The organism is Streptomyces sp. NPDC059679, assembly GCF_042734105.1.
Taxonomy (GTDB): domain Bacteria; phylum Actinomycetota; class Actinomycetes; order Streptomycetales; family Streptomycetaceae; genus Streptomyces.
The window spans coordinates 15701-39597 of record NZ_JBHWES010000079.1 but is presented as its reverse complement, the minus strand read 5'-3'; the positions used below and the strand labels follow the sequence as shown (position 1 = coordinate 39597).

The window sequence follows — 23897 nt, the reverse complement described above, 5'->3', positions numbered from 1 at the left end:
AGACGGTCAAGGTAAGGCCGGAGGCCAGGGTAAGGGCCACGGCGGCAACGCGCAGGGGCAGCGACGAGCGGCCGACCTCCACGGTCACGCCGCTGACCTGCATGGCGGGCTTGCCGTGCTCCTGCACGTCGACGAGCACACCGGTCACTTCGGCGGGGCCCGCGCCTATCTCGCCGACCCGCAGGCGACCCGTCCCGCGGGGGTGATGATCGGCAGCCCAGGCCTGGAGGATGTCGTGATCGGCGGCCTGGGCCTGTGGCCCCGCTGGCCCCACGGGGAGCTGTTACGACGAGTGATATTGCCGTTTGATTCGGAGGCGTCGCGGAGCCGTCGGCCGGGAGCCAGCCCGTACTCTGGGGTGCCCCGGTGTGAGTGGTATGCGATCGGCTCCGCTGCCGGACGTGGCAGCTGGGTCCGGCGCTCGCCGTCGGGCCCGCGCCCCGGACCGCCTTGGCTCAGCCCAGCGCGTCCATCAGGGCGGTGACATAGGCATCCAGCCGCTCCTCCACAGCTCGCGTCGTCAGCTCTGTCCTCCCTGCCTCCCGCCATGGCTGCGACACCAACTGCACTTCTTCTGAGAACGCCAGCCCGGACCGCACCCGCCAGTACAGCCGCTCGCTCGCGGTCTCGGCCAGCACCCCGCCGGCCTCCTCGTACGCCTCAGCGAACCGCAGACCCCACGCCGGGCCGTGCAGCAGCGCGAGATTGGTGGAGCAGTGCGCCACATCGAGATCCGCCGGGCCCCAGGAAGTCGCTGCCCAGTCGACGACGCCGGTGATCCGGGTATCTTGCGGCCTTGTGGGCGGCACGTCGAACAGCACGTTGCCGGGTTGGAAGTCCCGGTGCAGGAAGCGCCCTTCATACGGCGGCGCGGGCTTGCGGATCACGTCGATCGCCGCGGCCCATGCCGCCGCGTCGGCGCCCTTCGGAACGACGACGGTGTCGGCTGTCGTCAACGTCACATACTTCCGGGGCCGCTCGGCGGGGCGCAACGCGTGGATCGCAACGAGTTGATGGGCCAGCAGAGGGACGCGCGTCTCCAATCCCTCGTCGTCGAGGACCGTCCGGCCTGCCAGATGTGTCATAAGGAGCGACGGATACTCGCAATGCGCGGCGGTCGGATCAACCGCGACCAGCCCAGGAGCCGGCACACCGGTCCCCGTGAGCAGGGTCAGGGCGCCGGTCTCCCTGCTCAGCCAGTCCTCGGCGTGCTCCACGTTGACGAAGGTCCGCAGAACCAGGTCACGAGTGCCTCCGCCCCGCGTGCCGATGGTCAGCCTCCGCATTTCGGCAGTGATGCCGCCGTGCAGCGCCTCGGTTCTGACGATACGTTCGCCGGCCTCCAGGTGCCGGCTCACCCAAGCCAGCGTCAACGGTCGGACAGCCGCCGCTTCGTCGTGGTTGGTCACCGTGTCACCTCATCATCCGGACGGCGACACGCGCAAAAGCTTTTAAGCGAGGGACCGTTCATCGCCCACACCATGCGGTTCCTCATCGAGGCCCGCAAACCCTCCTGACACTGCCCCGCCGCCGCGGCTCCGACTGCGCCACCGGCCCGTCCCACTGACCGACGGACCGGCATCGGCGCAGCCTGACCGGCTCGGCAGGAGTTGGCTCTCAATCTCACTGCCCGACTGGCTCCCAAAAGACCTGCCGAAAACTGAGGTGAGCCGGTGCCGCACGCCAGTGCGCACGAGCAGGGCGTGTGCTCTCCGCATCGCCGAGGTGAGCGGCGCACGGCGCACGGCCACTCGGCCTGCCTTGTGTCCTCCTGCTGTGCTCGTAGGGGAAGGTAGTTGGTCGCCGTCCAGTACTCGCCGACGTAAAAATCCGTGGCAGATTACGGTTGGCAGGTGCCAGAGTGGCCGTATCAAAGGGGCGTAGCTCAGCCCGGCCAGAGCAGCGGACTCCAAACCCGCGCGCCGCAGGTTCAAATCCTGCCGCCCCTGCCAGTCGTTCCCCTTGGTGTTGCATCGGCACCTGCGCCCCCCACGACCCGGTATATCGGCTGAACGGAAGTCCAGGGAAATGGTTCGGTCGAACCGGTGGCCGGGTGGGTGGCGCCCCGCTGGTTGTCGAGGGCGATTGGCCCGATTCCGGCACTGCCCAGGACCGGTACACCGAATGGGTACGATGCGGAGCATCTCCTCCACGCCCGCGTAGACCATCCTCGTGGCCATTGTCACCACGGTGGTGACGAACCACCCCAGCTAACCGACAAGGGAGCGCTTCGCCTGCCTCAGCGGACTGGGGCGGTCGGCGCCGGGTTGACCCGCTCACCTTCACGCTTGCTCCGTTCTGGAAGGCAGATCGGCGTTGCCGGTCGGGAGCGGTTCACCCGTACTGGCATGCGGACCCGGCGGCACCGGGAGGAGGTGGATCCTCCAGCCCGGACGCTACCGAGCCTCCGGCCGGGCCGATGGCGCCCAACACCCGGGTTCACCGAGACGAACGACGGGTCAGACGACTACTACGCCGACCCGCTGCACCTTACGCTCGTCTTCAGCATCGACGAGAAGACAGCCATCCGCTACGCGAACTCAGCATGCGCGCTTCTGGGAGAAGCTGACGAGCAGACAGCGCAGTGATTCTCCAGCGCTTCGGGCACGAGCTGCCGCTGGCCGAACGTCTCGCCGAACTGGACGACGAGTACGACATCCTCGAATACGGCGACAGAACACCGGAACGGCATCACCATCGACCCCGCCGGGACCCGACGCGCGATGCTCAGGCTGCCCGAAGTCGGTGACATCATCCGGTCAGGCGGCCCAGCAGCTGGCCGGCTTGGGGGCCGAAGGTGGCGTCCTCGGTGTCCCGCGCCCGCTCCAGGTACCGCACGGCCTGGGCAGTGTCGCCGTCCTGGCCGGCCATCTCCCCGAGCCGGTAGGCCGCCTCGGCGACCAGATCCGGGTTGCTCCTGGTGGCGTCGAGGGTGCGCTGGTAGAACTCACGTGACTGGTCCCGGTCGCCGACCCAGTAGTACAGCTCGCCGAGGTGGGCAAGAGCGAGCTCCCGCTGGAACAAGTCGCCGGAGTCGATCACCCACTGGTACCAGCGCCGCGCCTCGGCCACGTCCCGGCGGTCCTTGGCGTCGCCGCCCAGCATCATCGCCCCCATCGCGGCCGTACCCCGCTCGGCGTTGTCGACCATGTCCAGGTAGCGGCGCCGGGCTTCCTCGGTGTCGCCGGACAGCGTCGCCAGCTGGGCCAACCGCAGACGGCATACGCCGACGACCGTTTCGCCGTCCTCTCCCAGCCTGGCCCCTACGTCGGCACCGCGCTGTTGGGCCTCCTTGGCCAACGCGAGATTCCCCTGGTCCTGGTACAGACAGCCAAGTTCGTACCAGGCCATGCCGCAGGAGAAGGAGTCCTGGGTCGCACCGGCCCGCTGGTAGGCCGCGATCGCCGCGTCGGTCTCACCTCGGCCCGCGTGCGCCTTGCCCAGGTAGCAGTTGGCACGGACCGCCCAGGTGATGTCGTCGGTGTCGGCGATCAGCCCCCAGGCGAGGATGGCCTCGTCGATCCGCCCCGCCCCTTCCAGATCGGTGCCCAGCTTGAAGCAGTGCTCCGGATGAACGCCGGCCGCCATCAACTCCCGGGCCTCCTCGTGCCGACCCTGGTGCCGGAACAGCACGCCGAGGTCGACAGCCGCCCTGCTACGCGCCTCCGGGAACTCCTGGGTGACCCGCTGGTACAGCTCGATCGCCTGGTCGAGGTCACCGGCAAGGTAGAAGCGGCGGGCGGCCGCCAGCACCCCGCCGCCCGGGGGACCGCCGCGGCGCAGGTTCGACGCCTCCCTGGCGACCAGTTCGCCGTCCAGATCGTGCTGGATCTGACAGACTTTGATCAACCGCTCCGACACCTTGTAGGCCAGAGGTGTGCTCTGGTCGCCAAAGTCGGCCAGCACAAGGAGGGCCCGCCGGGTGACGGCCGACTCGTCGGGCAGCTTCCAGAGCACCGACATGCAGCACTCGGAGGCTATGTCCAGCGATCGGTCGTCCCACCGGGCCAGCCGCCCGAACACCGACCGCATGCCGTCGACGTCCTCGTCCAGCAGCAGCCGTACGGCCAGCGCCGGGGCACCGAACTCGGGATCGGACGCGGGAATCCGCTCCAGCGCCTCCCGTCCGCCGTCCAGATCGTCCTCATAGGTGATCAGCTTCTCGGCCGCCAGCCAGGCGAGCGGTGGAACCGCCTCGGCGGGCAGATCGCCGGTCAGCAGCTCCTCGGCCAGCTCGTACCGCTCTTCCGCCGACCAGCTGTCCGCCGGCGAGGAGTTGAACAGCCCGGCCGCGGCGCGGGGCACGAGCGCGCGGTGGCCTGTCTCGAGCACGCCCGTGAAGAATGACTGGCTGTCGCCACTCCCATAGCCGTTGGTCAGACCCGCCTCGCCGAGCCGGACGGCGGCCCAGGGCAGCACGGCGGGCGCGGATTCGCAGGCTTCGGCGAGCGCGTCCACGACGCGTTCGGTGTTGTCCCACATCGTCAGGTTGATGGCGGTCAGGTAGGCGGTGTAGCCGGCCGCCAGCCTGTCCTCCGACTGCACAGCCCTGACCTCCCAGTGGGCCGCTCCCGACCCGGGCCGGCCGTCGTCGAGCAGGTCGCCGAGCAGGGCCGCGAACACCCCGGCCAACGGGTGCCGGCCCTGGGCCAGTGCTTCCAGGTCGGCCAGTACGTCCAGGTCACGGGTCAGGTAGCGGGCGAGCGCGCCGACCGGGCCGACGGTCGTGGTGAGGTCCGGAGGCGCCGCCTCGGCGGCGTCCAGGATGGCCAGAGCCACGGCCGCGCGCGGGCCGTGAGTGAAGTCGGCGGTCTCGGCCAGGTCGCCCAGGAGTTGGCGGGCGGCGCTGCGATCGCCGTGCCGCAGTTCGATACCGGCGAGCACGATGCCGGCCTGGTGCGCGGCGTGACGCCAGTCGCCGGCGGCGATGGCGCGCAGCTCGGCACGGGCGGCGGCCAGATCCCCGGCGCGGTAGTGGTCGAGACCAGGCCGGACCGGAGCCAGCCAGAAGGGCGGCGCCTCCGGCTCGTCCAGCGGGGCCAGCGCGAGATCGGCCAGGTCGGGCACGTCGGCCTCGGGGCCGACGTGGTCGAGGACTCGGGAGGCGCCCTCGTCGTCGCCCGCCTCGCGCAGCAGCCTGGCCAGTGGCGCGGCGGCCCGCGGCCGGAACCAAGGGTGGCCGGAGTCGACCACGGCCTGGTAGGCGCGGATCGCCGCCAGGAAGTGCCGCTCACCGCGCAGCAGCCGACCGAGCTCGACACCGGCTGCCGGAGCCAGGTGCGGGTGCCCGCTGCGGGCGAGCGCGGCCAGTTGGCCGGGGGCGGAGTCAGCCTCCCAGACCTGCGGATAAGCGACCGATTCGCCGGCCGCGATCCTGGCGAGGTTGGCCCGCAGCGCGGCGAACCCGCGCACGTCGGACCGCCAACTCAGGTCCTTGGCGCGCTGGTGCGACTCCACCGCGGCGGCGAACTCGCCAAGCTCGAACTGGGCCAGGCCAACGCAGTTCAGCGCCACGCCGCGCAGGTCTACATGCCCGGCGGCGAGCACCCGCTCGTGGACTGCGTGCGCGGCGGCTAGGGCCGCCCGGTGGTCGCCCTTCCGCAACTGCTCGGCGAACACCGCGAACGCCGTCCGATGCGCCTGGTAGCCGCTGTCCACCCCGGACGAACCGTCCACCACTGCCCCCGCATTCATGATCCGCTCTGGTCGTCTGCTGCGCAGAGCATAGGCGACAGGTCCGACAGCGGAGTTGCGGCGGCGATCAGCTTGCCGAGGCCACCCTCTCGTCGTGGTCACGGTGCCTTGTATGGCGCATTGAACAAGGGCGCCTGGACGTGGACCGGTTGCGGCGGACGGCCGCCTGATCCTGGCCGTCGATGTCTCGCCGTGGCTGTGACGATCCCGGGCCGGCCGTACTCGCTCGTGGCCGCGCTGGAGACCTGGCCGCACCTCCTGGACCGCGGGACCACGGTGCTGGATGCGATCCGCCTCCAGCCCGAACGGGCTGAGTGGGCGGTCAGTGTGCGACGAGTTGCCGGCCGCCGTCGATGTCGTACGTGGCGCCAGTAGGGGCTCCGTTGGCCATGATGTGCAGCGCGAGGGCGGCGACGTCCGCCGGTTCGACCACCCGGCCGATGGGCAGCGTCTTCCTCAAATCCTCACGGTGCGCCTCAAGTTGGTCACCGAGGAGAGCGCCCGTCACGGCCATCCCGGTCGCGGGCCGCCGACCGCCGGTGCCGCCGATGAAGGGTTCGGCGAGGGGGGTGTACGACGGGCTGCCCGCCGTGACCACCACATGGTCGACCTGCCCGGGCAGCTCCCCGAGAAAGCGCCCCAGGCGGTCGGTGTCCTGGGCGTCGAACGCGGCGGTGCTCAGCGGGTCCAGTTCGTCCGCCGCCCGCTTCAGGCGTTCGGCGTTGCGCGCCACGAGCACCAGGTCGCCGTGCGCCGCACGCACCTGTCGCGCGGTCTCCAGACCGATGCCTCCGCCGCCTCCCACCACCACGACCGTCTGCCCGGCCAGCCCTCCGCGCGCTCCACCGGCTCCTCCATCGTCCCATGCACAGGGGTCACCACCCTCAGAACACGATCTGGCGTTACGGGGAGCCCTTGCCCGCCCCGCCGTTCACGATGTCGACGAACTCGTCTGTCCTGAGGATGGCGTGGGCGTACAGAGGCGCGTTCAGCTCGAATGTCGCTGTCATCTCGTCCCAGCTGAAGGAGGCGATGGCGTCGCGGATGAGGGTCACGTGGTAGCCCAGCTCCTGACCGAAGCGTGCGGTGGTGTCCACACAAGTGTTTGCCCGCATACCGATCAGCGCGATCTTGCGGATGTGGTGCTGCTTGAGCATGAAGTCGAGGTCGGTGTTCGCGAAGCCGCTCGAAGCCCAGTGCTGGCGCACGACCAACTCGTCCTCGCGAGGGTGGAGGTCGGGGTGCCACTCGGCCCCCCAACTGCCCTCGGCGAAGGTCTGCTGGGTCACGATGCGCTGCTGGGTCGGGGACAAGTGGTCCCACGTGATGTAGTCGTTCGGCGTCGTCTGGTGGTGGGGCACGATGAAGACGCGAAACCCCTGGCTGCGGGCCGTGGCGAGCATGGTGCGCATGTGGTCGAGCAGGCCGACGCCTTCTGCCACTTCCTTCGCCCGGGGCCACAGCTTGCCGCCCTCGGAGAGGAAGTCGTTGTACGGGTCGACGAGCAGAAGAGCGGTTTCGTCCGGGGAGTACGGCGCTGCGGAAGTCATGAACGGCTCCCATCTGATCAGCGAACGGATCGATCGCCGCTGGGATGCGAGACGGAGTGGACGACCAGGGCACGCCCTGCTCCTCTGGTGCAGGCCGCCGACTGGACTTTTAGTCTGTCACTCGTCCGGCCGAACGGCATCCGCGCCGTTGGACCCGGACGCCGTCCACGCGGTCTGGGAAGACGCCGCCGGGCCGGACTGGGCAGGCTGGTCACACCGTCTGCGCAAAGAGCGGGGTTGTGGAAGCATTCGCGGAACGGTCACCGTGACCATTCCGCGAGAGGCCGGCCAAGACGGGCCGCGCACTGGGGTCGAGCTCAGGCGGGCAGCTTTGTGTCGATGACGAAGCTGATCTCGATGACCTGGCCGGGGAAGGTCAGTTCGGTGACGCCGAAGACCGTGCTGACCGGACGGTGGTGGCCGAAGTACGCCAGGTTGCCCTCCGCCGTCGCCGCGGCATTCTGGCGCAGGTTCACCACGTACAGGGTCTGCGAGACGACCTGGTTCCGGGTGACGCCGTAGTGGTCCAGGACCTTGTCCAGGTTGACGTAGTCTGCTTGAGCTGGGCGTCGAAATCGTCCGCGTAGAGGAACCCGCCCGCCTCGTCGAGCGAGAGCTGTCCGGAGACGTGGATCAGATCCCCGGACTTGATCGCCTGCGAGTAGCCGAAGTCGCTCTCGGCCGGCACATTGTGGTTGAAGACATCGATGGTGGCCAACAGTGCTCGCCCCTCTGTTCACTCTCACTTGTGGTTACTCAGGAACTGTAAGAGAGTGAGAGCCGACCTGGAAGAACGCACTTTTCGGTGACTGAGGAACCTCATGGTGACCAAGCAGCTACTCAAGGGCCTGCCCGAGAACGCAGACCTCAGGCGCGCGGACTCCCTGGCGCGGGAGATCTTCTCGGACGTCGCCAACAAATGGGCGCTCCTGATCATCGAGGCGCTCGGTGAGCGCACCCTGCGCTTCAGCGAGCTGCGCAAAGAGGTCGAGGGCATCAGCCACAAGATGCTCACCCAGAACCTGCGCATGCTGGAGCGCAACGGCTTGGTCGAGCGGACGGTGCACCCCACCGTGCCGCCACGGGTCGAGTACACGCTCACCCAGCCGGGCCGTGCGCTACGGGCAACGGTCGACGCCATATGCGGCTGGACCCACCAATACCTCGGTCACATTGAGGACGCGCGCCGTCGCTTCGGCGACTGACAGCCCCACAGCACCACACCCGGAACACCACTGTCAGTGCGGACGAGTGGACCGGCCAGCTCGTACCCTGCTTCCCATGTCTTCCTCCCGCCTGCGTCGAGTCGCCGTCCTCGTGCTCGAGGGTGCGAAGCCGCTCGATGTCGGCATTCCCGCGCAGGTGTTCACGACCCGCGCCAGCATGCCGTACGAGGTGCGGGTGTGCGGCGCGGCGCCCGGGCTCGTGACCGGCGGCGACGGCCTGGCCTACCACGTCACCCACGGCCTCGACGCGCTTGGATGGGCCGACATGGTCTTCGTCCCCGGCTATCGGTTCCCGGACCGCGACGACCCGCCACGGGCCGTCGTCGATGCGCTGATCGCCGCACACGGCCGGGGTGCACGGCTTGCCGCCATCTCGACGGGCGCCTTCGCGCTCGCCGCCACAGGGCTGCTCGACGGCAAGCGCGCCACGACGCACTGGCACTACACGCGGGCGCTTACCCAGAAGCATCCGCTCGTCCGGGTCGACGAGAACGTCCTGTTCGTCGACGAGGGCAGCGTGCTGACGTCGGCCGGCGCCGCCTCGGGCATCGACCTGTGCCTGCATATCCTGCGCAGCGATCTCGGGGTGGCCGCGTCGAACCACGCGGCCCGGCGCCTGGTCGCGGCCCCCTACCGCAGCGGCGGCCAGGCGCAGTACGTGCCGCGCAGCGTGCCCGAGCCGCTCGGTGAACGGTTCGCCGCCACCCGCGAATGGGCCCTGCACCGGCTCGACGAACCCCTCAGCCTCGAATCCCTCGCCCAGCACGCGGCGGTCTCACCGCGCACGTTCTCGCGGCGTTTCGTCGAGGACACCGGGTACACGCCGATGCAGTGGGTCATGCGCGCCCGTATCGACCTGGCTCGTGAGCTGCTCGAGCGTTCGAAGCGCAGCGTCGAGCAGATCGCGAACGACGTCGGTCTCGGCACTGGCACGAATCTGCGGATGCACTTCCAGCGCATCCTCGGCACCACGCCCAGCGAGTACCGGCGTACCTTCACCCGGGGCGAGTAGCCCGCCGCCCGGGCGTCTGGCGTGATCCTTGCGAACCATGGCGCTCACGCCACGGCCATGGCCGGATCCCGCACGCGAAGCTGGTGACGAACCGAAGGGACACCACGACACATGACTCGCATCGCCATCAACGGATTCGGCCGCATCGGACGCAATGTGCTGCGCGCCCTGCTGGAACGCGGCAGCGACTTCGAGATCGTCGCCGTCAACGACCTCACCGAGCCCGTCACCCTCGCCCGGCTCCTCGCGTACGACACCACAGCCGGACGGCTCGGCCGTCCGGTGACCGCCGACGGGGACGCCCTTGTCGTCGACGGCCGACGCATCACGGTGCTCGCCGAGCGGGAGCCGGCGCGGCTGCCGTGGGGCGAGCTCGGCGTCGACATCGTGCTGGAGGCGACAGGCCGCTTCACCTCCGCCAAGGCAGCCCGCGCCCACCTCGACGCGGGAGCGAAGAAGGTGCTGGTCAGCGCGCCGTCGGACGGCGCCGACGTCACGCTCGCGTACGGGGTCAACACCGACGCGTACGACCCGGACGTGCACACGATCGTCTCGAACGCCTCCTGCACGACCAACGCGCTCGCGCCGCTGGCCGCCGTGCTCGACGAACTCGCCGGCATCGAGCATGGCTTCATGACCACGGTGCACGCCTACACGCAGGAGCAGAACCTGCAGGACGGTCCGCACCGCGACGCCCGCCGCGCCCGTGCCGCCGCCGTCAACATCGTGCCGACCACGACGGGCGCCGCCAAGGCGATCGGTCTCGTGCTGCCGAACCTCGACGGCAAGCTGTCGGGCGACTCGATCCGCGTGCCGGTACCGGTCGGCTCGATCGTCGAACTCAACACCACCGTCGCCCGCGACGTGACCCGCGACGACGTGCTGGCCGCGTACCGCGCCGCCGCACAGGGCCCGCTCGCCGGCGTCCTCGAGTACTCCGACGACCCGCTCGTATCCTCCGACATCGTCGGTAACCCGGCCTCGTCGATCTTCGACTCGGCCCTGACCCGCGTCGACGGCCGCCACGTCAAGGTGGTCGCCTGGTACGACAACGAGTGGGGCTTCTCCAACCGCGTGATCGACACGCTGGAGCTCCTCGCCACGCGCTGACCGGTCCCCGAGCGTGATCGGGTCCGTGAGCCGGCTCGCTCACAACCACGACCGGATGTGTGCCACGGGGCCCTGTCGGCCCGCGTCCCTGACAGGCGCGGGCGACAGGGCCCGGCTCCGTTCGCGGCTCAGCAAGGACTGGCGGGGGCGACCCTGGACTTGCCGCCGGCGTCGGGCGCCCTGTTGGCGCGGGTGGGGTCAGACGTCCAGCATTCCCGATGTGTCGATGACCTGACGGATCGCCCGGCCCGAGGCCAGCTCCTCCATCGCCGTGTTGATGCCGGTCAGCGGCAGAGTGCCGGTGTGCATCCGCTCCACCGGCAGCCGGCCCGCCCGCCACAGGTCCAGGAACCGGGGGATGTCGCGGCGCGGTACCGCGTCGCCCATGTACGAGCCCAGCAGGGACTTGCCCTCGCCCGCGAACGTCAGCGCCGGGACCTCCAGCACCCGGTCGGGGGCGGGCAGGCCCACCGAGACGGCCGTGCCGCCCCGGGACAGGGCCGTCAGGCATTCGGCCATCACCTTCGGGCTGCCCACCGCCTCGACCGCCAGCTCGGCACCACCGGACGTGAGGTCATGAATCGCCTCGACCGCCTCGCCAGGGGCGTACGTGTGGGTCGCGCCCAGTTGGAGGGCCAACTCGCGCTTCTCCGGTACCGGGTCGACCGCGATGACCGGGTACGCGCCCGCCGCGCGGGCACCCAGCACCGCGGCCAGGCCCACGCCGCCCAGGCCGTAGACCACCGTCGACTGACCGGGACGCAGGGACGCCGTGTTGATGACGGCTCCGGCGCCGGTCAGGACCGCGCAGCCGAACATCGACGCCACCGTGAACGGGATGTCCTGCGGTATCGGTACCACCGACTCCTGGGCCAGCACCGCGTGTTCGGAGAACGCCGAGACACCCAGCTGATGGTGGACCGGGTTGCCGGAGGCGTCGGTCAGCAGGGACGGGCCGTGCAGCAGCGCTCCCGACCCGTTCGCCGCGGCGGCCTGTGCGCACAGGGCGGGCCGACCGGCCGCGCAGTCGGCGCAGAAGCCGCAGCTGGGCACGTAGACCAGGACCACGTGGTCACCGGGACGGACCCGGGCGACGCCCGCTCCGGTCTCCTGCACGACGCCCACCGCCTCGTGCCCCAGCGCCATCGGCAGCGGGCGGACCCGGTCGCCGTTGACCACCGACAGGTCCGAGTGGCAGAGCGAGGCGGCCGCGATCCGGACCAGCACCTCGCCCTCGCGTGGGGCGCCCAGCTCCAGCTCCTCCACCTCGAGCGGGCGGGTCTCGGAGTAGGGGCGGGCGGTCGATATGCCGCGCAGCACCACCGCACGGGTCTTCATGCCCGCACCTCCGGACGCGGGGCACAGCGCAGCACGTCACGGCTCTCCAGCAGCGGGACGACCTTGCCGAGCACGATCTCCTGGAAGTGCGGGGTGGCGCAGTGTGCGGTGAAGTCGGCTTCGGAGACGTACTCCTCGTACAGCACGATCGTCCGCGGGTCCTCGGTGCCCTGGTGGACGCGGTAGGCAAGGTTGCCCGGCTCCTGGCGGGACGCCGCGGCCATGGTGTCGAGCAGGGGGAGGACGGTGTTCTCCTTGCCCTCCTTGGTGCGGTAGCGGGCGACGACGACGTATGACATGGGGGCTTACTCCTGGGAGGGTGCGGCAGGTCGCTTCCGTGCTGCGGGCGGAACCGGCGGCAGCTGGTCCCGGCGCAGGTGCCAGAGGCGGGGGTCGGACGTGGCGGCGGCAACGGATCCGAGGGCCAGCGCGAGCGCCACGTCCGAGGGGGTCTCCACGAAGCCCGCGGCGACCGACGGGGACATCGCGCGCTGTGCCTGCTCGCTCATCCGGGCGACGATCGGGGCGGGCATGATCTCGACCAGGTCCGGCGCCCCGCGCGAGACCGCGTCCGTGGAGCGGCGCAGATTGGACCGGTCGGTGACGAACACCTTCATCATCGTCAGCAGACCGAGCGGCCGGCCCTTCTCGATCAGCGAGAGCCGGGTGCTGACCACACCGTGTGCGCCCATGTTCTTGATGAACTCCAGCGCGCCGCGGTCCTGGGCCAGACCGGGGCTGCTGTCCACGTTCACGAACACGGTCTTCCCCGCCCGGACCAGCGCCGGCACGGCCTGGGGCAGCTGCCCCACCGTGAGCGACGCGACGATGCACACCTTGGCCGGTGCGGTCAGGAACTGCCGCAGCGGCTGGGGGGTGACGACCGACGCGATGACCGGGACCTCGGCCAGTGCGGAGACCAGCCGGGCATCGAGTGGGGCACCGGACCGGGACGGGGAAGGGGTCATGGCGAGGGCCTACCTGGGGTCGAGGGTCGGTGGCTGCTGAGGTCAGCTCAGCGGGGACGTACCGAAGCGGCTGGGAAGGCCCAGCTTGCCAGGGTTGAGGAGGCCGGCCGGGTCCAGGGCCTTCTTCACCGCGACGAGCGTCGCGAAGCCCGCCCCGAGGGATTCCTCCAGGTAGGGGCCGCGCAGCAGACCGCAGCCATGGTGGTGGCTGAGCGCCGCGGCGTGCTTGATGAGTACGGCGTTGGCCGCGTCCCACACCGCCCGGTACCAGTCGCGGCGCGCCTTGGGCGCCACGTTTCCGCGCAGGGAGAAGTAGACGCAGGCGCCGTCGGTGTACGCGTGGGACTGGTGGGCCGAGGCGGCCAGGGTGCCGTCCACCGCCTGGATCGCGGCGACCACCTCGTCGTAGACCACCGGGAGGTCGGTCCAGGACGCGGCCATCTCCAGGGTGTCGGCGACGAAGCCCGGACCCGGCTTGAAGCCTTCGGCGGACTTGCCGACCAGCATTCGCTCGTCCAGCCAGCGCTCGAAGACGGCCTGGCTGTCCAGCTCGGGCCCGTACTCCTCGCAGATCTCCTTCGCCACCCCGATCGACGCGTCGACGATGGCCGGGTCGCCCTCGTCGGCGATGAGCAGGAGGTTGGTCTCCGGGTGGCCGAAGTGGTTGCCCGACTCCAGAGTGTCGTACAGGCGCAGGACGGCCGGGGTGGCGCCGCGCTGCATGATCCTGCGGCAGGCGTCCAGGCCCTCCGCGAAGGTCTTGAAGCCGTACGCGGCGGCGCTCGCGTACTCCGGCAGCGGGTGGACCCGCAGCCGGGCCGAGACGATGACACCGAGGGTGCCCTCGGAGCCGACGAACAGCTGGCGCAGGTCCGGGCCGACCGCGGCGCGGGCGTAGTCGCCGTACGTGGCCCGGGTGCCGTCCGCGTGTACGACGTCGACGCCGACGACCATGTCCTCGATCTTGCCGTAACGCGTGGAGAGCTGACCGGCGCCGCGGCAGGCGATCCAGCCGCCGACGGTGGAGACGGCGAACGCGGACGGCCAGTGGCCGGTGGTGACGCCGTACTCCTCCTGGAGCTGCTTCTCGAAGAGGTCGCCGAACATGCCGGCCTGGACGTCCACGATGTTCGACTCGGCGTCGAAGCCGATGATCTGGTTCAGCCCGCACATGTCCAGGACGACGCCGCCGAAGACGGGGAGCGCGGCACCGGTGACATTGGAGCGGCCCGCGGACGGGGTGACCGGGATGCCGGCCTCGTGGCAGATCCGCAGCACGGCCGCGACCTGGTCCGCGTCGGCGGCCTCGACGATCACGGCGTTCGGGGTGGCGGGACGGCCCTCGGTCTCGCCGATCATCGAACCGGCCCACCAGTCACGGGTCCGGGTGACGACCTCGTCGCGGGAGGTGTGCACCGCGTGCGCGGCCTCGCGCAGCGCCTCGACCACGGGCTCGGGGACCTCGACCGGGTTCACCTGGAGCGCGGCCTCGCCGTCACCGATCGGGGTGTTCCGCGCCCACGTGGCGAAGCTGGGGGCGCCGACGGTGTAGTTGCCCCGGTTGAACGGGTGGGTGATGGTCTGACGGCTGATCATGCTGGTGCCCCTTCGAGGAGTACGGACTTTTCGTGACGGACGGCTGCGAGGTACTCGGCGACCGAACGCTCGACCTCCGCCTCCGTGAGGTTCAGTTCCTGGCCGAGGATCGCGCCGACGGCCTCGGCGGCGTCGACGGAGGCGTCCCGGGCGAACAGCCGGGCGCGCGTGCGGCGGGAGAGGACATCGTCGACCGACCGGGCCAGCTCGGCACGGGCCGCGTACACGACCTCCGCCTTCGTGTACGGGAGTCCGGCGACGATCGGCTCGGCCAGCGACGGGTCGTCCTGAATGAAGTCGCCGATGAAGCGGGCCTCGGTGCCGAAGCGCTCGCCCAGGTGGGCGGCGATGCCACCGGACGCGGCGACGGCCTCGGAGTCGTAACCGGCGCCGCCGAGGAGCGGGAGGTCGGTGGTGCGGCTCTTCCCCTTGCGGCCGAGGACCGTCATCACCTTGTCGATGACGAGTTCGCCCATGTGCCGGCTGGTGGTGAGCTTCCCGCCGGTCACCGTCACCATGCCGGTGCGGCCGACGGTGATGTGGTGGTCGCGGCGCATATCGAGGGTGGCGCCCTCCTTGCCACCGACCAGCGGGCGCAGACCGCCGATGGAGCCGACCACATCGTCCGGGGTGAGCTTCCCTTCGAAGGCGGTGTTGGCGCCCTCCAGCAGGAAGTCCATCTCCTCGCGGGTGCAGTGCACGTCGTCCGGGGAGCCCTGGTAGTCCTCGTCGGTGGTGCCCAGCACGACGTTGTTGCCCCAGCGGGTGCAGGTCGCCCGGCGGGCCCGGCCGGGGATCGGCACGGTGACCGTACAGTTGATCCGCACTTTGTCCCACGGCACCACGATGTGGACGCCCTTGGCGGGCCGGACCTGCGGCCTGTGACCTTCATCCGCCTTCGCGTCCAGCTCGTCGGTCCACACCCCGGTGGCGTTGACGACGGCCCGCGCGCGGATGTCGATGGTGTCGCCGTCCACCGAGACCCGGGCACCGGACACCGTGCCGAGCTGCATCAGCAGGCCCTCTGCCCTGGCCCCGTTGAGGACCGTCGCGCCGAGCACGGCGGCGGTGCGGACGATGGTGAGGACGAGCCGGGCGTCGTCGGTGCGGGCGTCGAAATACATCAGCCCGCCCTTGAGGTTCTCGGCGCGCAGCGTCGGAGCCTGGGCCAGCACCTCGGGAACGGTGAGCCGCTGGTGGAGCTTGCCGATCCGCCATCCGCCGACCAGGTCGTACGTCCACAGCAGGCCCTCGAAGCCCTTGGCGAGGCGGGCGTCGAAAACACCCTCCTTCTCCAGGATCGGGAAGAGGAATGGCAGCCGGTGCACCAGGTGCGGGGCGTTCTTCCGGAAGCGGTGGCGCTCCAGGAGCGAGTGGCGGACCAGACTGACGTTGCCCTGCTCGATGTAGCGCAGGCCGCCGTGCACCATCTTCGACGACTTCGACGAGGTGCCGGAGGCGAAGTCGTCCTTCTCGATCAGGGCTGCGCGCAGACCGCGTGAGGCGGCGTCGAGCACGGCGTACGCCCCGGTGATGCCACCTCCGATGACGAGCACGTCGTACATGTCGTCGGCCAGTCGGCGTTTGAGGGCGGCCCGGTCGAGCAGCAGCGGTGTCCGGCGGGTCGCCGCGGCGGTGCGCCGCGGTTTCCGGGCAGGCATGGTGATCACAACATCAACTCCTGGTGTTTCGGTTCGGCGGCCCCGGCATCCTGCGCGGGTCGCCGGTGCGACGGATGGGGGCCGTCAGTGGGGGGTGTGAGGTTCGGGCGTGCTCTCCCTCAGGGGGGTGCTCTCCCGCAGGGGGCAGCGCGGGGTCATTCAGATTCGTTGAGATGGGCGATCAGCACATCGCGCCAGGCGGTGCGCAGTTCGGTGCGCTCGGCCGACGTGATCGACGGCTCGAAGACCCGGCCCTGCGGTTGCGCCTCGACGACCTCTTCGAGCGAGGGCCACAGGCCCTGGGCGACCCCGGCCAGATACGCGGTGCCGCGCAGGCTCGCGGTGGCGGAGTCGGAGACCCGCTCCAGCGGCAGGCCGGTCAGGTCGGCCTGGATCTGCATCAGCGGATCGCTGCCGGAGACGCCGCCGCCGACCCGGAGCCGGGTGAACGGGGCGCCCATGGTGTCGGCGACCCCGTCGATCAGGTCACACACCGAGTGCGCGATCCCGTCGAGCACGGCGCGGGCGAGATCGGCACGAGTGGTGGCCAGAGTGAGCCCGGTGAGGGATGCGGTGGCCTCCGGGTGCCAGACCGGCGTACGGACCCCGGCGAGCGCCGGGACGAAACGCGGGGTGCGGCCCGGCCGGGTGGGGACCCGGCCCGCTTCCTCACCGAGCTCCTTCGGCGACGCGAACAGGCCCAGATCGTCACAGAGCCAGCGCAGCGCCGAACCCACGGTGGAGGTGTATGCCTCCAGGCTGTAGTGGCTGATGTCGCCCTGCCGCCGGCCGGGCTGGGCGAGCACTCCGGAGATGTCCGGCCGGGGCAGGGCGGGCGTGGTGCCGGTTGCCGCGTCGACGAACGCGCCGGTCCCGTACATGCACATGCCCTGCCCGGCGGCGAGACCGCCGAGCGCGACGAGTGCGGCGTGCTGGTCGCCCATGGAGGCGGCCAGCGGGACGGCGATACCGAGGGCGGCCGGGTCGGTCGTACCGAAACCGGTGTCGTCGGAGCGGAGCTCCGGCAGCAGGCCGAGGGGGAAGCCGAGGTGGCCGATCCACTCCTCGTCCCAGGCGTGCCGCTCCAGCAGGTAGCCACCGGTGGACGCGGCGTTGGTCGGGGTGGTGGCGTGTACGACGCCACCGGTGAGGCGCCAGATCAGCCAGGTGTCGACGGTGCCGAAGAGCAGCCGTCCCGCCCGGTGCGCCTCGGCCACCTCCGGGTGTGCGGCGATCTGCCGGGCGGCCCAGAGGAACGGGGCGCGGGCGCCGACCGGCCGGCCCTGCCGGGCCAGCAGGACGGCGTCCCACTCCGCCTCGTAGGCGGCGAGCTCATGCGCATACCGGCGGTCCTGCCACACCACCGCGGACAGTAGCGGCCGCCCGGTGACCCGGTCCCACAGCATCGCCGTGGCCCGCTGTGTGGACAGCGCCACCGAGGTGATCTCGATGCCGTCCTCACGCGCTTCGCCGACGGCCCGGCGCGCCACCTCGAGGGTGGCGGTCCAGATCTCCATCGGGTCCTGCTCGGCCGAGAGGTCATTCGGATGGCTGACCTTGATCGGCCGGTAGAACACCTCGTGGGTGGCGCCCGAGTCGAGCACGACTCCGGCCCGGGTGCCCGTGGTGCCCTCGTCGATGGACAGCACACCGCGCCGTGGGGAGGCGCCGGGGAACGTCTGGGTCATGGCAGCCCTTTCATTCGAGCATCGCGAGCGAGCCGTGCGGAGGGATACGGAGGGGACGGATGCGGGGGGCGGGACGGATGCGGAGGGAACGGATGCGGAGCGGACGGATACGGAAGGGACGCACACGGAAGGGCGGGGACCATCGCGCGGTGCGCCAGGTCCGGCAGTCGGTCAGCGCGCAGTCACGGAGAGCGCCGAAGTGGCGTCGCGGTCCTGTCCGGCGACCTCGTCGGGCGAGGCGGCCTTCGTCGGGTCCCACTTGATCATCAGGCAGGTGATCAGGCCGAGCAGCGGCACGACGGACAGCATCAGGAAGGTGTCGGCGAGTCCGAGCGAGTCCTTGATCTGCGGAAACACATACAGGCCGACGACACTGCCGAAGCTGCCGACCATCCCGGTGACACCGGTGCCCAGGGCGCGGACGTCACTGGTGTAGGAGAGCGCGGCGATGGATTTGCCGTTGGCGCCGGGGCCCGCCGAGTGGCAGAGGATGAACAGCACCGGCAGCAGGAAGGCCACGGCCGTGGGCACCTTATCGAAGGTTAGCCCCATCGCCACCAGGGCCACGAACACCCCGGCAAAACCGGCAGCGGAGCTGAGCCGCAGCCCGAGGCGGCGGCCGAAGTATGCGGACAGCAGCCCGCCCGCGATACCGAAAGCGTTGAACACCATCGAGCCGATGGTGGCCTTCTCGAAACTCTCGCCGAAGATCGTCAGGCTGATCAGCGGGAGGTACCAGCCGACCGCAAAGTACTGCATCGACTGCCCGAGCGAGATCACCGAGGAGAGGATCGTACGCGGCAGGTACTCGCCCTTGAACAGAAGCCCGGCCTGGCGGAAACCGATGACCGGTGCCTCAACCGCAGTGCGGGGCATAGCGTCGGACGTACCGACGACGGCCTTGATCCCGTAGATCCGGTCCAGATTGGCGACGGACTCGTCCAGCCGGCCCTTGCTGGCCAGCCAGGTGGGGCTCTCCTTGAGCATCAGCGCCTGACTCAGCAGCAGCGCGACGGCGACGACCGCGGCCGAGCCGACCGACCAGCGCCAGATGTCGGCGCCGACGTCCAGGTTGAAGAAGAGGAGTGCCAGGGCGAGGTTGCTGGTGGTGGCGACGTACCAGACGGCTTGCCACAGGTTGAGCCGGCCGCCCAGCTTCGCGGGGGTGTACTCGGCGAGCAGCGCCATGGCGACCGCGAAGTCGATGCCGTACGCGACACCCACCAGCACGCGGCCGAGCCACACGACGGTGAAGCCACCGGCGAACGCGGCGAGCAGGCCACCCGCGATCGCGAACACCTTGGCGATGAGCAGCGGGGGAACGCGGCCGATACGGGTGGCGAGCCAGCCACCGAGGGGGTTGAAGATGATGGCCAGCGCCGGAGCAGTGGCCGTGAGGATCGAGACTTGGGTGCTGGTGAGCTCCATCTGGGTCGTCATGGGCCCCAGACCGGCGCTCAGCGCCGCGTTCGAGTAGGCGTCGAGGAACAGCCCGCCGAACACGAGGAACCAGATGATCTGCGCCCGGCCGGTGATCTTTCCCAGCCCATCGATGAGCGCAACGACGTCGGCGACGCTTCTGACGCTCGGACGTTGTGCCATGAATCCGCCTTCGAGGAAAACCTACCGGCGGCACGGGGAGCACAGAAAAAGGCACGACGAAGCCACCGACAGGTGGTCTGTGTCTGTGCCTGCCCAAAAACCGCGGAAAGCGCCGCAGCACCTGAACTGCTGGAACTGCCGATTACGCGGTGCAGTGAGAGTAAGAACGAGCCATGAGAAACGTCAAGAGTTTCAGCCAGGTTACCGAAACGTGACGGGTGTCGAGCGGGGGGCGCGGGTGGGCGTGCGCCGATCACCCCGGCCGCCCGCCGCGATGGCGGCCGCCGGCTGACTGCGGAATGACCGCCATGCCGGCGAGGCAGATCAGTGCGCCGTGGCCGGCCCCGTCGGCAGGGACCCGGACGTCCAGGTGCAGGTGCGGGCCGTCGAGGTGAAGCCGGAAGCCGAAGAACGGGCAGCACCGCTGTTCGGCGACGGCCAGCTCCGTGATGCCAGCGGCCCGCTCGGCGGGCAGGGTCAGCCGCAGCCCATCCGGGATCCCTACTCGCTCGGCGCCATCAAGGGCTGCGTGCCAGGCGCTTGCGCGCTCGGCCATATCCTCACCACTGAGCGAGCAGGCCACCGCGGCGCTCTTACGCTGTTCGGCCTCTTCTCCCGCCTGTCGGCTGGGCGCGAGCACCATGTCCGTCGGCCGCGCGACAGGCACAGGGGCGGTGAGGAAGCCGCGCTGCGGGTCGCAGCGGCCGGAGCGGTCCGGCAGCGCGTCCAGACGCTCCAGTGCAGCGTGCAGCGAGGAGGCGAAGGCCCGCACTTCCGCTGTCCGGCGTTCGGCCTCGGCCAGGCGGGCGGCGATCTTCGGCCGAAGGCTCGCCTTCACCTCGGCGCATGCGCCGCCCTCCCGTACCCCGATCAACTCGCCGACCTCGTCCAGCGGCAGTCCCAAGTGCTTGGCCGCGCCGATGAAATGCCAGCCGCTCCACCGCCTCCTCGCCGTACACCCGGTAACCGGCAACCGGCAACCGTGCTCAGTGCGACGCACGCCTGGAGGTGAGTGTGCAGCAACAGCGTTTCAAGGCCCGAACGGCGAGGATGTCATCCAGTTCAGCGCCGATGCCCCGGTCACCCACCTTGGCGCGCTGTCGCACGTTGGCTGATTGACTGCCGGCGCAGGGCTGGGCGGTGCCGTAGCCCACGCCCGCCACCCCGACGTCCTCGCCGCCCAGCGTCGCGAGCGCGCACGTATCCGCAGCGAGAGGGGCATCATCTGGGGTCAGCGGCTCACAAAGGGCACAGCGTCAGGGGCGGGCGTGAACACCGATGCCTCCGGAGACGGTGAGGTTGTCGCCGGTGATGTAGCCGGCGGCGTCCGAAGCGAGGAAGGCCACGGCTTCAGCGATGTCGGCGGGAGCGCCGACGCGGCCAAGCGGGACGTCCCGAGCCCAGGAGTCGATCATTTCCTGGGAGACACCCATCTTGCTGTAGGCAGGGGTGTTGATCATTCCTGGGCTGACGGCGTTGACGCGGATGCGGCGGGGGCGAGTTCGAGCGCGAGGGACCGCATGAGGGGCAACAGTGCGCCTTTGGCGGCTGTCATGGCGGCTCCGACCCCTTCACCGGCGCCCACGGTGAACACGACTGAGGCGCCCTCGTTGAGGAGCGGGAGCGCCTTTTGCAGAGTGAAGAAGGTGCCCTTGACGTTGATGTCGAACAGGGCATCGAAGGCGGCTTCGTCGGTTGACTCGATCGGGCCGGGGCGGGAGATGCCCGCGTTGAGGAAGAGCAGGCCGAGGGAGCCGAATCGCCGGCGTGCCTGCTCCATCGCATGGTCGATGTCCGGCAGGGATCGTGCGTCGACCCGGACGACTGTGACGTCTTCGGGAAGTCCGGCGTTGGCGAGGTTGCTGACGCCGGTGACCATGACGCGGTAGCCGCGGGAGTGGAGCAGCTCAGCGTCACGATCAGCGAACTGCCGGCCGAAGTCGGCGTCTGGGAGGCCCTACGCGCAGGGGTTGCTGCCGTACTGGCCCTGCACGACAGCCGCGAGCAGGCCCTGGAGCGGTTCCGTCTCCTGCACAACACCGCCTCGCTGCACGCTGGTTGGCTCGAAAAGCGGCTGCGGTTCCAGGAGGACCTGCTGCCGCTCATCGAGGCGCGTATGGGCGCTACTGCCGGCAGCGCGGGTGTGAGGGCCCGCGCAGTGATCACGACGGCGTTCGCCTGTCTGGATGCCGCATCGATGACGTGGGTCGACAACGACGGCAAGGGCGACATCATGGACCTGTACGACGAGTGCCTGGCTGCAGTACGTGGCTGACCCGCAGCGACCAGCCGGCCCCGAAACCGTGGTCCGTCCGGCAGTGCCGAATTCGTCGGCCTGACCCACATCACCAGTAACGCTGAGACCGGTCAGCACCACCCCGATAAGCGTTTCCGGTCACCGTACGCGCGCGCCCGTACGCGCTGCTGCGCGATGCGGCAGCAGAGCCGGCGGGTGGCGCTGCGTACCCAAGGGAGGCTCGCCGTACTGCGGCCCGAACATCCCGCAGCCCCGAGCACCCCCATTAGCCGTCAACACCTGTCAGTGGACCACAGCTCTCAAGGGCCCCGGTGTCCGGATCGGGGCGGCCCCGGCGGATGGCTAGTCGGCCCGCGCGGCGTGGATCGCGGTGAAGGCCAGGAGAAGTGCGGCGGTTCGAGGCGCATCCTCCAGAATGGGCGAGTGTCCGGCGCCGGGCAGCAACTCGACTCTCGCGCCCGGAACGGCGTGGTAGTCGGCGGCGGACGAGGATCGCCATCTGCGGTCTTGGTCGCCGAAGATCACCTGCAGTGGCTTGCCGAGGGCCGTCAGCCGATCCGGGAGCGTCTGCTGCTCCAGGTAGGCGCGGGCCGCCCGCGTTGACGCGGCGAACGCGTGGTAGGTCATGCCGCGCAAGTCGTCCACGAGCTCTTGTGGGATCTGGAAGCCCGCGCTGAAACCGGTGCTCGCAACCTGGCGGATTTGCTCGTCGGTCGGCGGCCACTGCGAGGGGGCGATGGCGGCGGGCTCCGGTGCGATGAAGGCGCCCAGGTGGGGTCCGGTGTTGATGAGCGCGAGTGCGGTCACCAGGTCGGCTCGCTGCTCGGCGAGGGCGGTGGCGACATAGCCACCGCTGGAATGACCGATGACTATGGCGTTCCTGACACCGAGCCGGTCCAGCGCCACGCCGACCCGGCGTCCCTGCGCGGGGATCTCGTAGTCGGGGCCGACTGGTTTGGCTGACCGGCCGTGCCCGAGCAGGTCGATCCGGATGACGCGATGAGACACGGTCAGCGCAGGAACCATCAGGTCCCACGAGCGGGTCGAGGAGGCAGACCCGTGGATGAGCAGAAGTGCGGGGGCGTCGTGGGGGCCGTCCTGGCACAGGTAGATGTCGCCGCCGTCCAGGGGCATGATCGACTCCTCAGTGGCCTCGGCGTTGTCGTTCACATGCGGTTGCCCGTCAGGAATGGTCATGAGCCCACCGTCGCCGCCGGTGCGTGCCTACGTCTTGGACAAATGTTCCCTCCCCGGGCCGCGTAACATGTGACGATGCGGTCCGCTGCGGATGAACGTGACGATCCGGCTACGTGGGACGTGGCCCGTCCGGAGTGGCCCAGCCGGGTGGCCGGTGTCAGCATGGCTGGGTTCCGCGTCCCCGGCTTGACCACGGGCGGCCTGCGGGTGGTCCCGCATCCGGCCGTGATGCTGATCCTGGAGTTCGGGGCCACCCCGCCCGTCGTGGACGATGGCGCTGGGCGGCAGCAGCGGGGAAGTCTCGTCGCCGGGCCCGGGTTCGGGTCCGGAGGCGTGGTTCGCGCGTGGGGGGAAAACGTCGAGTGCGTGCAGGTACGCATCTCCCCGGCTGTCGCTCGCGCGGTTTTGGGCACCTCCCCGGCCGACCTGAACGGCGCCGTGGCCGTCGACGATCTGTGGGGCCGAGAGGTGTCACGGATCTGTGAGCGACTGAGAAATATCTCCTCGTGGGAGGATCGCTTCGCGTTGACGGACGCGTGGCTCGCCCGCCGACGTGAGGCGGGGGCGTCCGTGGACCGGGAGGTGGCCCGGGCCTGGGACCGGATCGTCGTCAGTCGTGGCCTCGTCCGGGTCGACCAGTTGGCGGCCGAGGTCGGATGGAGCCGGAAGCGCCTGTGGTCCCGGTTCAACTCGCAGATCGGCCTGCCGCCAAAGCGCGCGGCGAAGCTGGTCCGCTTCGACGATTGCGCCCACCGCCTGGTCGCGGGTGAAGGCGCAGCCCGAGTCGCGGCCGACGGCGGCTACGCCGACCAGTCCCACCTGCATCGGGACGTCATGGCGTTCACCGGAGTGACCCCGGCGACCGTGGCCGACGAGCCATTTCTGACGGTCGACGACATCGCATGGAGCAGCCACGGAACACCCGCCCAGCCTCACGTCTCCGCAGATCCCGGCTCGGTCGCCGACCGAAGGTGAGACGGCCCCCGCTGCGATCATGA

Annotated in this window: 19 protein-coding genes, 1 tRNA gene and 4 pseudogenes; 9 read left to right on the top strand and 15 right to left on the bottom strand. The window is 70.1% G+C overall.

Annotated elements, in window-relative coordinates:
* Window positions 1-67: 67 nt before the first annotated feature.
* Window positions 68-259 (top strand): annotated as a pseudogene (locus ACFV2X_RS47555) (M20 family peptidase); the annotation flags it as partial.
* Between the two features lie 196 nt (window positions 260-455).
* Here the strand turns inward: ACFV2X_RS47555 and ACFV2X_RS47550 are convergent.
* On the bottom strand, window positions 456-1409 hold the full coding sequence (locus ACFV2X_RS47550) for a phosphotransferase family protein (protein WP_385628630.1): 954 nt from the start codon (window positions 1407-1409) through the stop codon (window positions 456-458).
* 465 nt (window positions 1410-1874) lie between these two features.
* On the opposite strand from ACFV2X_RS47550, the gene ACFV2X_RS47545 reads away from it, so the two are divergent.
* A tRNA-Trp gene (locus tag ACFV2X_RS47545) sits at window positions 1875-1952 on the top strand.
* Between the two features lie 632 nt (window positions 1953-2584).
* Window positions 2585-2749 carry a hypothetical protein gene (locus ACFV2X_RS47540; protein WP_385628629.1) on the top strand — a complete coding sequence of 55 codons (165 nt, stop codon included), beginning with the start codon at window positions 2585-2587 and terminating at the stop codon, window positions 2747-2749.
* A gap of 2 nt (window positions 2750-2751) precedes the next feature.
* Here the strand turns inward: ACFV2X_RS47540 and ACFV2X_RS47535 are convergent, their stop codons facing one another.
* The 4 genes and pseudogenes from ACFV2X_RS47535 to ACFV2X_RS47520 form a co-directional block, all read right to left on the bottom strand.
* A complete protein-coding gene (locus ACFV2X_RS47535) occupies window positions 2752-5694 on the bottom strand; it encodes a tetratricopeptide repeat protein (RefSeq protein ID WP_385628627.1) in 2943 nt (980 codons plus the stop codon).
* Window positions 5695-6016: 322 nt separating this feature from the next.
* On the bottom strand, window positions 6017-6502 hold the full coding sequence (locus tag ACFV2X_RS47530) for an SDR family NAD(P)-dependent oxidoreductase (protein ID WP_385628669.1): 486 nt from the start codon (window positions 6500-6502) through the stop codon (window positions 6017-6019).
* Between the two features lie 94 nt (window positions 6503-6596).
* Entirely contained in the window at window positions 6597-7244 is a 648-nt protein-coding gene (locus ACFV2X_RS47525) for an isochorismatase family cysteine hydrolase (RefSeq protein ID WP_385628624.1), read from the bottom strand.
* A 317-nt stretch (window positions 7245-7561) separates the two neighbouring features.
* Window positions 7562-7962, bottom strand: a pseudogene (locus ACFV2X_RS47520) (RidA family protein).
* Between the two features lie 103 nt (window positions 7963-8065).
* On the opposite strand from ACFV2X_RS47520, the gene ACFV2X_RS47515 reads away from it, so the two are divergent.
* From ACFV2X_RS47515 to gap, 3 genes are all read left to right on the top strand, one after another.
* Window positions 8066-8449 (top strand): winged helix-turn-helix transcriptional regulator, encoded by a 384-nt coding sequence (locus tag ACFV2X_RS47515; protein WP_385628622.1) that lies wholly within the window; start codon window positions 8066-8068, stop codon window positions 8447-8449.
* A 76-nt stretch (window positions 8450-8525) separates the two neighbouring features.
* Window positions 8526-9482, top strand: coding sequence for a GlxA family transcriptional regulator (locus ACFV2X_RS47510; protein WP_385628620.1), 957 nt, complete (start codon window positions 8526-8528; stop codon window positions 9480-9482).
* 111 nt (window positions 9483-9593) lie between these two features.
* Window positions 9594-10592 (top strand): type I glyceraldehyde-3-phosphate dehydrogenase, encoded by a 999-nt coding sequence (gene gap / locus ACFV2X_RS47505; RefSeq protein WP_385628618.1) that lies wholly within the window; start codon window positions 9594-9596, stop codon window positions 10590-10592.
* Between the two features lie 198 nt (window positions 10593-10790).
* On the opposite strand, the gene ACFV2X_RS47500 is transcribed toward gap, so the two are convergent.
* From ACFV2X_RS47500 to ACFV2X_RS47465, 8 genes are all read right to left on the bottom strand, one after another.
* Window positions 10791-11930 carry a zinc-binding dehydrogenase gene (locus ACFV2X_RS47500; protein WP_385628616.1) on the bottom strand — a complete coding sequence of 380 codons (1140 nt, stop codon included), beginning with the start codon at window positions 11928-11930 and terminating at the stop codon, window positions 10791-10793.
* Window positions 11927-12229: a putative quinol monooxygenase gene (locus ACFV2X_RS47495; RefSeq protein WP_385628613.1), complete on the bottom strand. Its 303-nt coding sequence runs from the start codon at window positions 12227-12229 to the stop codon at window positions 11927-11929. The genes ACFV2X_RS47500 and ACFV2X_RS47495 overlap by 4 nt, the downstream gene beginning before the upstream one ends.
* Before the next feature lie 6 nt (window positions 12230-12235).
* Window positions 12236-12898: a glycerol-3-phosphate responsive antiterminator gene (locus ACFV2X_RS47490; RefSeq protein ID WP_385628610.1), complete on the bottom strand. Its 663-nt coding sequence runs from the start codon at window positions 12896-12898 to the stop codon at window positions 12236-12238.
* 42 nt (window positions 12899-12940) lie between these two features.
* Window positions 12941-14494, bottom strand: a complete 1554-nt coding sequence (locus ACFV2X_RS47485) for an FAD-binding oxidoreductase (protein WP_385628608.1) — start codon at window positions 14492-14494, stop codon at window positions 12941-12943.
* The gene (locus ACFV2X_RS47480; RefSeq protein WP_385628607.1) at window positions 14491-16164 is read right to left on the bottom strand and encodes an FAD-dependent oxidoreductase; all 1674 of its coding nucleotides are present in this window, start codon (window positions 16162-16164) and stop codon (window positions 14491-14493) included. The genes ACFV2X_RS47485 and ACFV2X_RS47480 overlap by 4 nt, the downstream gene beginning before the upstream one ends.
* A 146-nt stretch (window positions 16165-16310) precedes the next feature.
* On the bottom strand, window positions 16311-17843 hold the full coding sequence (locus tag ACFV2X_RS47475) for an FGGY family carbohydrate kinase (protein ID WP_385628605.1): 1533 nt from the start codon (window positions 17841-17843) through the stop codon (window positions 16311-16313).
* Between the two features lie 171 nt (window positions 17844-18014).
* Window positions 18015-19445, bottom strand: a complete 1431-nt coding sequence (locus ACFV2X_RS47470; protein ID WP_385628603.1) for an MFS transporter — start codon at window positions 19443-19445, stop codon at window positions 18015-18017.
* Window positions 19446-19698: 253 nt separating this feature from the next.
* Window positions 19699-20418, bottom strand: a complete 720-nt coding sequence (locus ACFV2X_RS47465) for a MerR family DNA-binding protein (protein WP_385628600.1) — start codon at window positions 20416-20418, stop codon at window positions 19699-19701.
* A 178-nt stretch (window positions 20419-20596) separates the two neighbouring features.
* Here ACFV2X_RS47465 and ACFV2X_RS47460 point away from each other — a divergent pair.
* A pseudogene (locus ACFV2X_RS47460) lies at window positions 20597-20686 on the top strand (IS630 family transposase); the annotation flags it as partial.
* A 15-nt stretch (window positions 20687-20701) separates the two neighbouring features.
* Here the strand turns inward: ACFV2X_RS47460 and ACFV2X_RS47455 are convergent.
* Window positions 20702-21324, bottom strand: a pseudogene (locus ACFV2X_RS47455) (SDR family oxidoreductase).
* Between the two features lie 18 nt (window positions 21325-21342).
* Here ACFV2X_RS47455 and ACFV2X_RS47450 point away from each other — a divergent pair.
* On the top strand, window positions 21343-21720 hold the full coding sequence (locus ACFV2X_RS47450) for a hypothetical protein (protein ID WP_385628597.1): 378 nt from the start codon (window positions 21343-21345) through the stop codon (window positions 21718-21720).
* A 324-nt stretch (window positions 21721-22044) separates the two neighbouring features.
* Here ACFV2X_RS47450 and ACFV2X_RS47445 read toward each other — a convergent pair whose 3' ends face one another.
* On the bottom strand, window positions 22045-22899 hold the full coding sequence (locus ACFV2X_RS47445) for an alpha/beta fold hydrolase (protein ID WP_385628594.1): 855 nt from the start codon (window positions 22897-22899) through the stop codon (window positions 22045-22047).
* 162 nt (window positions 22900-23061) lie between these two features.
* Between ACFV2X_RS47445 and ACFV2X_RS47440 the strand changes: the two genes are divergently transcribed.
* A complete protein-coding gene (locus ACFV2X_RS47440) occupies window positions 23062-23874 on the top strand; it encodes a helix-turn-helix domain-containing protein (RefSeq protein ID WP_385628666.1) in 813 nt (270 codons plus the stop codon).
* Window positions 23875-23897 lie beyond the last annotated feature (23 nt).